Origin of the sequence: Gracilibacillus oryzae, from assembly GCF_009498735.1 — a bacterium.
Lineage (GTDB): Bacteria > Bacillota > Bacilli > Bacillales > Amphibacillaceae > Gracilibacillus > Gracilibacillus oryzae.
The window spans coordinates 1775-11586 of the sequence record NZ_ML762466.1; the positions used below are offsets into that span (position 1 = coordinate 1775).

General features: G+C 37.7%; 7 protein-coding genes. 5 read left to right on the top strand and 2 right to left on the bottom strand.

Features of this window, described 5'->3' with window-relative positions; translation table 11 throughout:
* Nucleotides 1-146 precede the first annotated feature (146 nt).
* Nucleotides 147-944, top strand: coding sequence for a CPBP family intramembrane glutamic endopeptidase (locus tag F9U64_RS22360; protein ID WP_153407110.1), 798 nt, complete (start codon nt 147-149; stop codon nt 942-944).
* A 35-nt stretch (nt 945-979) separates the two neighbouring features.
* Here F9U64_RS22360 and F9U64_RS22365 read toward each other — a convergent pair whose 3' ends face one another.
* Both F9U64_RS22365 and F9U64_RS22370 read right to left on the bottom strand, forming a co-directional pair.
* On the bottom strand, nt 980-1852 hold the full coding sequence (locus tag F9U64_RS22365; protein ID WP_153407111.1) for a helix-turn-helix transcriptional regulator: 873 nt from the start codon (nt 1850-1852) through the stop codon (nt 980-982).
* 301 nt (nt 1853-2153) lie between these two features.
* Entirely contained in the window at nt 2154-2768 is a 615-nt protein-coding gene (locus tag F9U64_RS22370) for a PH domain-containing protein (RefSeq protein ID WP_153407112.1), read from the bottom strand.
* A gap of 176 nt (nt 2769-2944) precedes the next feature.
* Between F9U64_RS22370 and F9U64_RS22375 the strand changes: the two genes are divergently transcribed.
* From F9U64_RS22375 to F9U64_RS22390, 4 genes are all read left to right on the top strand, one after another.
* The gene (locus F9U64_RS22375) at nt 2945-4012 is read left to right on the top strand and encodes a TAXI family TRAP transporter solute-binding subunit (protein WP_153407113.1); all 1068 of its coding nucleotides are present in this window, start codon (nt 2945-2947) and stop codon (nt 4010-4012) included.
* A 105-nt stretch (nt 4013-4117) separates the two neighbouring features.
* A complete protein-coding gene (locus F9U64_RS22380; protein WP_228275865.1) occupies nt 4118-4651 on the top strand; it encodes a DUF1850 domain-containing protein in 534 nt (177 codons plus the stop codon).
* Nucleotides 4635-6611: a TRAP transporter permease gene (locus F9U64_RS22385; protein WP_153407115.1), complete on the top strand. Its 1977-nt coding sequence runs from the start codon at nt 4635-4637 to the stop codon at nt 6609-6611. Before F9U64_RS22380 ends, F9U64_RS22385 begins: the two co-directional genes overlap by 17 nt.
* Nucleotides 6612-6736: 125 nt before the next feature.
* Complete coding sequence (locus F9U64_RS22390; RefSeq protein WP_153407116.1) at nt 6737-9082, top strand: polyprenyl synthetase family protein; 2346 nt, start codon at nt 6737-6739, stop codon at nt 9080-9082.
* Nucleotides 9083-9812: the final 730 nt, after the last annotated feature.

The following is a 9812-nucleotide window of genomic DNA, read 5'->3' on the forward strand; positions in this document are numbered from 1 at the left end:
AATGAATGAAGCTGCATTATGGATTACAGAACAGTCTGACCGAAAAGCAAGTATATCCGAAGCCGTTGAGACGATTGAGCTTTTAGTAGATGGAGTGAAAAGGAAATAAATTATTTTAGGTGCGAATAGAGAGGAGGTGGTTTTTAATGAATGTGGAAAAAAACTTGAGAACAACTGTGTTAGCTAGGATTGCTATTGTTTTTATTGTTACATGTGTGATCTGGATACTGATAAACACATGGAATAGTGGAGAATATAACCGTCTTTCTCATTTTCTAATGGGATTTTCTATTTCTGCTGTCATCATCTTGTTTATCTATATTGTCTGCAGGTTAGGAAAAACACCATGGACTGAGTTAGGATTTTCTAGTTTCAAATCAAATTTTTATGCTTTTATTTTCGGTTTTATTGTTTGGCTTCTACCTGCTTTGATTGGCACATTGCTATTGCTTTCATTTGGTATGGTTGAAGTTGAGGTGAAATCAAGCTGGCAAGAGATCATTTCTCATTTCTTTGTATTAGGATTTACTGTTTTTTTAATAGAAGCATTGCCGGAAGAATTGATATTTAGAGGTTATATTTTCTCACAACTTCAGAGAGTATGGAAAGATAGTCTCGTAATATTACTACAAATTATCTTATTCACCTTATTTGGTTATGTGATTGGTGCCATTTATTCTATTCAGCAACTGATGTTCATTCCAGGATTTGCATTTATTCTTGGATATTTAAGGGCAATCTCAAAGAATATTTGGGTTCCTATAGGGTTTCATTTGATAATAATGACAGTCACCCAATTATTAAGTCCTCTTCATAACCATTTTGTTGTAACTAATTTCTTCACACTTCAGTTTGTGGCGTTTATTTTATTGCCAAGTACAGCAGGCGCAATTATTTTGAGTTACAGAGCAGACAGAAGGAACAACATTGCCAAAAATTTGTAAAACTATTGGAAAGAAAAAGAAGACTAATACTGCGATTAGTCTTCAAATGCTAAATTAATTGGTTCATCCAATAGGACTTGTCCCAAATCAATGTGGGTGGTCGGCGTACTTTCATCTGTTTCGTTTAAACTGAAATTGTCCACCCATACTTTTCCTGTTCCATATAACAACACACCAAAGGAAATTATGGCACTTTCTTCTGGAACATCTAATACAATCGAATAGGGTGTCCAGTTCGTTGTACCGGTAATTGGCCGATCGTTCATATTATCGAATTGAAGCACATCCTCAGATGCATTATCCACTCTCATCCACATTCCAGCATATTCAGCTACTGCCTCCGTCTTTAGGAATCCTGTTAATTTTATTCTCTTCCCAGCATATTTATTTGCTTTAAATTGCTGCATCATTGTTCCGAAATCCCCACTATGGTTAGACTTGGATTTTAACACACCAGAAGCATTGCCCTGATGAACAATTTTATGATCAATACAAAGTTCATAATTATATGGGTTACTGCCACTTAAAAACCATCCTTTGATTTTTTCTTCCATTGATAAATCCTCCTTCTTTTCAAGCATTTCTCTCATTACTTTACGATATCTGCCAGGGGGTAAGTGAAATAATTGCTTGAACGATCTTGTAAATGCTTCCTGTGAATCGAATTGATAGTAAATAGCGATCGTTAAGATACTTTCTTCTGTATGAATCAGTGAACTGGCGGCAATGGTTAATCTTCTGAGGCGAATATATTTCGAAAAAGAAATCCCCATTTCCGTTTGAAAAACCCGGTGGAAATGATATTTTGAAAAACCTGCTATATTGGCAACATCTTCTGCAGTGACAGGTTCGTGTAAATGTTCTTCAATCCAATCAATCGTCTTTTGAATTGTTTTTTCATATTTCAATTCATCACCTCCTTGTTTTTTATCATAGCAAAATGTTGAAAGTAATATTTGATAATTATTGCTGAGAAGCAGGGAGCGGGAGGAGATTTAAAACGGGATAATTATTCAATCATAGTTACTATTTGGGAATTAGAAAAACTGGAAATGGAAAAAATTAATGCATCAGAAGGAATGATTAATTGGGAGATAAAGAGTGGATGAATTCTAAACAACTTTCTTTGCTCATCATTGTTAAGAAATCAAAAATATAATTTTAGTATTATACCGTTAGGGAGGCCTAACGGTATAAACTTTCTTATTATTAGTTTTGAATATACTTATTAAAAACGTCACCAAAGTCTTTTCTTGTATTCTCGTTATAAGTAGTATGTAACCAGTCATAAGCAAATTTCGTTGCTTTTTCAAATTCATCAGAAATTGTTCCATCATGGAAACGATTATCTGTGAAGAGTGATTTCGAAAGGTCCAGACTGTCTTTCGCATAATCTTTCATTCTCTCATTCTCATCTTGAATATGAGAGATGGAGACTAATGATTTATATAGATCGGCAATTGCTTCGCCTTCCTTTTTATCAATATCAACAGACATTGACTGGCCGCCTATCGTGAACTTAATTTCTAAATCCAGATCAATCGTTCCGGCTGTTTCAACAGACACATTTTTAATTGGAAAACGATAGTAGTCATAACGGTAAATATTGCGTTTACTGCTTGACGCCTTTTCACCATCTAAATGGATAAGGGCACGATTAGTAAAACAATATTCATCTGATTTGGATTTGATAAGGAAATGGATTTTCTCATCTTCTTCATGTAAAACATAATCATCTGACTCCGTTTTATCAAAATCTGCTGGACTAATAATCTTCCCGATGTCACTTAAACCTAGAGCATCACTTGCAATTTTTTTAAACATAAAAAGAATCCTCCTCAAAATTAAATATCCTGATGATCCCATTTTAACATAGATATAGAAATAGTTAATCCATTTCTCTGTTAATCTTCATTCACCAATCATATTAATCTATGAATGTTTTATCATCCTGTTACATAGAATGAGACATACATTACAACTATATGGGGGTATGTTAAATGAAAAAGAGAAAGTGGATTTTGCTGATTCTATCATTATCTGTCATGTCATTTGTTCTTATTGCTTGTGGATCAGATAGTTCTGAAAATGAAGTGAAAGAAGAAGAGCAAAGCGAGACAACTGAAACAGAAACAGAAGAAGAGTCTGCAGGAAATGAAGAAGCGGCAGAAGAGGAAGCTGCCGAAGAAGAGACCTTGGAATTCTTAAGCATGCTAACAGGCGGTACTAGTGGAACGTATTATCCACTTGGAGGAGAAATGGCTTCCATTATTACAGATGCAACTGGTGTTCAAACAGATGCGTTATCTTCGAATGCCTCTGCAGATAATGTTGTTGCACTGCAAAATGGTGAAGCAGAATTGGCTTTTGTTCAAACAGATGTAATGGATCATGCCGTACAAGGCATCAATTCGTTTGACGGCAACCCTGTTGAGAATGTTCAGGCAATTGGCTCTCTTTATCCTGAAACAATCCAGATTGTAACAAAGAAAGATTCAGGAATTGCTTCTGTCGAGGATTTAGCTGGGAAGAAAGTTTCTGTAGGTGCTCCTGGTTCGGGAACATACATTAATGCAGAACAAATTCTGGAAATTTACGGAATGTCTATGGACGATATTGAAGCACAAAATCTTGATTTTGGTGAATCAACTGGCGGAATCCAAGATGGCAATATTGATGCAGCATTTATTACATCAGGCACGCCTACAGGAGCTGTAGAAGGATTAGCGGCAACTGTTGATGTTGCGATTGTTCCAATTGATGAGGGTAAGATTGATGAACTGATTGAAAAATATCCTTTCTATGCCAAAGATACAATTACAGCAGGTACTTACGGCCTGGAAGAAGATGTTGTAACAGTTGCTGTACTGGCAATGCTGGCAGTGACAGACAATGTCCCTGAAGATATTGGCTACGAGATCACAAAGGCAATTTACGAAAATGCTGGCACAATGGCGCATGATAAAGCTTCTTTTATCACAACAGATTCAGCGCTTGACGGAATCGGTATTGAGCTGCACCCTGGTGCGAAAAAATATTTCGATGAACAAGGCGTATCACAACAATAAAAGAGAATTGTTCAACACGGTCGGCTGTTTAATCAAACAGTCGACCATTTCATAATCAAAAACATAAAAGGGTTATTAATCAATTTTATGAATGAGGTTTTAACAGTGTCAATCAACAAAACAGTTAGTATCTTTGTCTGCATTTCTGTAATTGCAGCATTCCTTTTTTTACTACCAATTAATACAGCACTCGTCTTTTATAAAGAGAACACGAATAAAATAGAAGCATATCTGCCTGTAAAAGAGGGCGAAACTTTTCACATAGCTTTCACCCATTCCATCCATTTAACAGATGTCATTGAAAAATATGAAGTCACTGCTGATTTGGAAATAAAACAAAATGAGATCGTTTACGAGCATTTTGGGATTGGAATGCCATCTAATGCCAGTGAAGGAGAACAGTTTGTATATGAGAATGGGAAGTATCATATTAAGAATTTAAATAATATCTTTCCATATATCAATATAAGAAATGGAAAGACTGTTTCCAGAAACCGGCTGATATGGGGAGAAGACAATGAACATACTGTCTGGTTTAATCAATATTTCGAACCAGGTGCCTGGTTCAGAATGAAAGTAGAGAAACTTACTTATTGGGAATATTTTAGAGGGGTGATGATAGATGGAGAAAGAGAGTGAAGCAACTGTAATCTCAGAAGATAAAAAGAAGGAACTGCTAGAAAAATATGATACAGATTCAACTACGAGAAATTTAACAGGGGTTTTAGCTAAAATAGTTGTAGGGATTCTGATTTTGTTTTCCTTGTTTCAGATATATACAGGTGTATTTGGCCAATATACTGCCTATATACAACGTACGGTTCATTTAGGTTTTGCACTTGCTTTAATCTTTTTCCTGTTTCCATTATTTAAAAATAAAAAGTCTTCAGCTGTGCCATGGTATGATTACATTCTTGTTGTTCTGGCAATCGCTGTCTGTGCTTATTGGCCGCTTTTTTATCAAACGCTTGTGCAAAAGGTTGGCGGGATTGATAACCTGCAAATGGTAATTGGCGGAATCGCAATTCTCTTAGTGTTAGAAGCATCAAGGCGTGCAGTTGGCTTGCCAATCACGATTATTGCGCTCACCTTTTTGTTATATGCAGTGCTTGGTCCTTATATGCCAGGTATACTTGCTCATAGAGGCTTAAGTTTTAACCAGTTAATTGATTCAATGTTTTTTACAACGGAAGGCATTCTAGGCACACCCCTGCAAGTTTCTTCTACCTACATTTTTCTATTTCTGTTATTTGGTGCTTTCCTTGTCCAGACTGGGGTTGGTCAATACTTTAATGATCTGGCATTGGCGATTGCCGGGAAAAGGACAGGCGGACCTGCCAAAGTGGCGATTTTCTCCAGTGCATTAAATGGCACCATTTCCGGCAGCTCTGTTGCGAATACTGTGACAACCGGATCTTATACAATTCCGATGATGAAGAAGTTAGGCTATCATAAAAACTTCGCCGGTGCAGTGGAAGCAACAGCATCTACTGGTGGCCAGCTGATGCCGCCGATAATGGGTGCAGCCGCCTTTTTGATGATTGAGTTTGCGGGAGAAAGTTACTGGAATATTGCCAAAGCAGCGATTATTCCGGCAATTCTTTATTTTGCAGGAATTTGGATTATGACACATTTAGAGGCGAAACGAATTGGTTTACACGGATTAAAGAAAGAGGAACTTCCCAATCGGAAAGAAGTTTGGAAAAAACTCCACTTATTGATCCCCATTGTTGCGATAGTTCTATTCTTATTTCAAGGATTTAGTGTTGAACGAGCTGCATTATATGGAATTTTAGCAACAATTATTGTTAGTTTATTCCGTAAAGATACAAGAATTACGCCAAAGAAAATTTTCCTGGCATTACAACAAGGTGCACGGACGGCTTTAGGGGTAGCAGCAGCAACAGCCTGTGCCGGAATTATTGTTGGTGTTGTGACTAAAACAGGCCTTGGTTTAAAACTTGGGAACAGTCTTGTAGACATCGCCGGCTCCTTATCATTCTCTGTTTCTTCTCAGCTATTGTTAACATTATTTTTTACCATGATTGCCTCAATCATACTAGGAATGGGGTCACCAACTACAGCTAACTATATTATTACATCAACCATCGCCTTACCTGCAATTTTGGCATTGAACAGCAGTTTAGAGGTGGCAATCCCTGTCTTGGCAGCCCATATGTTTGTGTTTTATTTTGGTATTTTGGCAGATATTACTCCGCCAGTAGCGTTAGCAGCTTTTGCCGCAACAGGAATTTCTGGTGGTGAACCTATCAGAACAGGTGTTAATGCAGCCAAACTCGCCATTGCGGCCTTTATTATTCCTTATATGTTTGTCCTGAATCCAACCTTACTGATGATTGATGCAAGTTACTTGTCGATTGGCTGGTCTTTACTAACTGCTTTGCTTGGCATGATGGTAATTGGTGCATGTATGATAGGATTCTGGTATCGCAGGCTGTATTGGTTTGAACGAATAATCGCATTAGCTGTCGGATTATTTCTTATGTATCCAGAAGGAATTTCTGATATAGTTGGACTAGGAGCATTTGCCGTTCTTTTTGTTATACAATTATTAACTAAAAAACGGGTAAATATATAATAGAAGAAAAGTAGGTGATGGTGTGCTGATCACCTGCTTTTTTGAAACGTTTCATAAGTGTGAATCGTATAGTTAACAGGGACATGAAAATGATTATTAATGAGACAGAAAAAGAGGTACATAGAATGAAAGATGATAAAAAAATAAAAAATTCGAATACAGTGTACCAAACAGCAGAAGATCAAGCCAGGGACTATTTTCTAACATTACAGAAGTTAATCCAGTCAGGCAGTGCATTCCAGACCCTGGAGAAAGATTTGGATTCATGGAGGAAAAAGCTCTCTATGTCAAAAATTTTATCTGTACCGACGAAGCTAATGCAGAATAAGGAATATTCCTCGTATATAGGCTGGTTAACTAAGGCTGGTATATTAACCAATTATTTGGATCGAAGTATATCATATATTTATTTGCGCGATTTAGGAAAGTCCTTAGAGTCGGAAGAAACAAGAGGGGAGATTCACCAGGTTGTTAAAGACTTGGAAAAAGATTTGACTAATTCCCATATTGGAGAGCCATTTAGCTTAGTGAAGTTGTATCGCTGGGCACAGAAAGAACGGATAGAATCTACGTTTATCTGGCTTATGGATAAATTAAAACTGGTTTCTGATTATATTCCAGAAAATATGGACAAAGATAATGCGAAGCGCAAACTGGTTAAAATTATTGGTGGAGTATTGCTTCACGAATTTGATGAGATGGACGAAGATACTTCAAGTTCTGAAAGAGTGAGGCGATTAGACCAAGCCATCCGTCTAGGATATTGCTATGGCCTAACCTACCCATTTATAGATGATCTGCTGGATGCGGATGTGTTATCAGACCATGAGAAAAAGCAGTATTCTGAATTGTTGCGCACCACTTTTGTTGAAAGAGATGTAGCGGAGTGGAAGGAATGGGAAGGGGAGAATGAAGCACTCATCCGGTTTGTTCATCAAGAGCTGGGAGAAGCATTTTCCTATATTAATAAGCAGATATCAGAAGAGATAAGAGAGAAATTTTTTGATCAGGTATTTATTTTTTATCAATCACAGGAAATGGACCGGGAGCGAGATTTATCTTATCCTGATTTTACAAATGAAGAACTCTATCTTCCTGTTATATTAAAATCCTCTTCCTCACGATTGCTTGTCAGATCGCTGATTAGCAATCAGGATGATGAAGTAGATATCCGAACATTTTATTACGGTATTTACAATCAATTATCCGATGATTTTACTGATTTATATCAAGACTTTCAAAATGGCGCTGTGACTCCTTATACTTATTATCTAGCCTATCATAAAGACCGCGATGACCTCATTAATCCATTTGAGTTATACTGGGCAGTAATTTCCTATTTAATTCACCATGTTTATCATTCCGATAAGAAAACAACTCATATTATTCTGAGTCGGGCAATCAATGGATTGAAACGGAATAAAGCGAGATTAGGTGAGGAGAAATACCATGAGGTGATGAATGTCTTTGCAAGGAATATCCAATCATTCCACCAATCCATTTTACATGTAATGAACCAGACGAATGATGTAGACTTTTTTGATAAACTATTGCGTGATCATATGCTGAAAACGATGAAACAAGAACGTGAGGAAAAAACAGCTTTCATTAATAGGGCCACAGAAATTAGAAGTGAGCTAAACAATACACTGCTGATTGATAAAAATCAGGAATTAAATGAACCAATTACTGATGCGGCGAATTACAGTCTGACTAGTGATGCCAAAAGGCTGCGACCGATTGTGGCTTCGATGGTGGCAACAGAAATTTATCAATTAGATCAAACTGCGATCAATCCACTGTTAAGATCATTAGAGTATATGCACACGGCTTCCTTAATCTTTGATGACTTGCCATCACAGGATAATGCCTCTTTTAGAAGGGGCAGACCGACACTGCATGAAACATACAATAGTGCAGTAGCTGAACTGACAGGTTTATTCTTAACCCAAAAGGCATATGAAGAACAAACAGCATTAGATCAATTTGAGACAAAAAATGTGCTTGAACTGATTCGATATTCTGCAAAAGTAACAGCAGATATGTGCAAAGGACAGGCAATTGATTTAGAAGCGAAAGGTAAGCAGCTGACTCTTTCTGAGCTGAATCAGATGTGTTATTTTAAGACAGGATTAGGATTCGAAGCGGCAATTATGATGCCGATGATACTGGCACAGGCTTCAGAGGATGAAAAGAAATTAATGAAAAAATATGCCTATCATGCGGGAATCGCTTTTCAAATAAAAGATGACTTGTTAGATGTCGAGGGACAAAAAGATGTAATTGGGAAGCCAGTCGGAAATGATCAGGATAATCACAGCTCAACATTTGTTTCTGTATTAGGAATAACTAATGCGAAAAAAGCGATGTGGGAACATTACTGTGCAGCGCAAGAAAGTTTATCTGCCATGCCTGAAAGGGCAAAGTTTCTAAAGTATTTACTTGATTATTTTGTGAATCGAGAAAAGTAATAGGCTGAGCGAGTGAGTTTAAAGGTAATATTTAGAAAAGTGAATTGTTGTTAAATGTTTCAAGGGGTTTTTATATTATACCGTGGTTGAGATACTGGGGGCTGTATGAGTTGCCAAAAGTATTGGGGAGAAGCTTCGTGAAGGTAGTAAGAGCGGTGGCCTGAATGTCAAGAGTGCCACCCAAAGTTATCGCGAAGGCATTCAGCAGTGTTCTGAATGCCATGAGCACGGCCCAAAGTGTTCGCGAAGGCATTCAGCGGTGGCCTGAATGCCAAGAGCACCATCCAGAGTTTTCGTGAAGGAATTCAGCGGTGGCCTGAATGCCAAGAGCACCGCCAAAAGTTTTTGCGAAGGCATTCAGCAGTGGTCTGAATGCCATGAGCACCGCCAAAAGTTTTTGCGAAGGAATTCAGCGGTGGTGTGAATGCCATGAGTGCCACCCAAAGTTTCCGTGAAGGAATTCAGCGGTGGTGTGAATGCCATGAGCACCGCCCAAAGTTTTTGCGAAGGCATTCAGCGGTGGCCTGAATACCAAGAGCACCATCCAGAGTTTTCGTGAAGGCATTCAGCAGGTACTGAATGCCATGAGCACGGCCCAAAGTTTCCGTGAAGGCATTCAGCGATGGTCTGAATACCATGAGTGCCATCCAAAGTGGTTAAGCCAGTATAATTGTGTAAAAAGAAAAGCCATTATAGCTTTCCTCATGATACAATGTTTTCAACCACGATA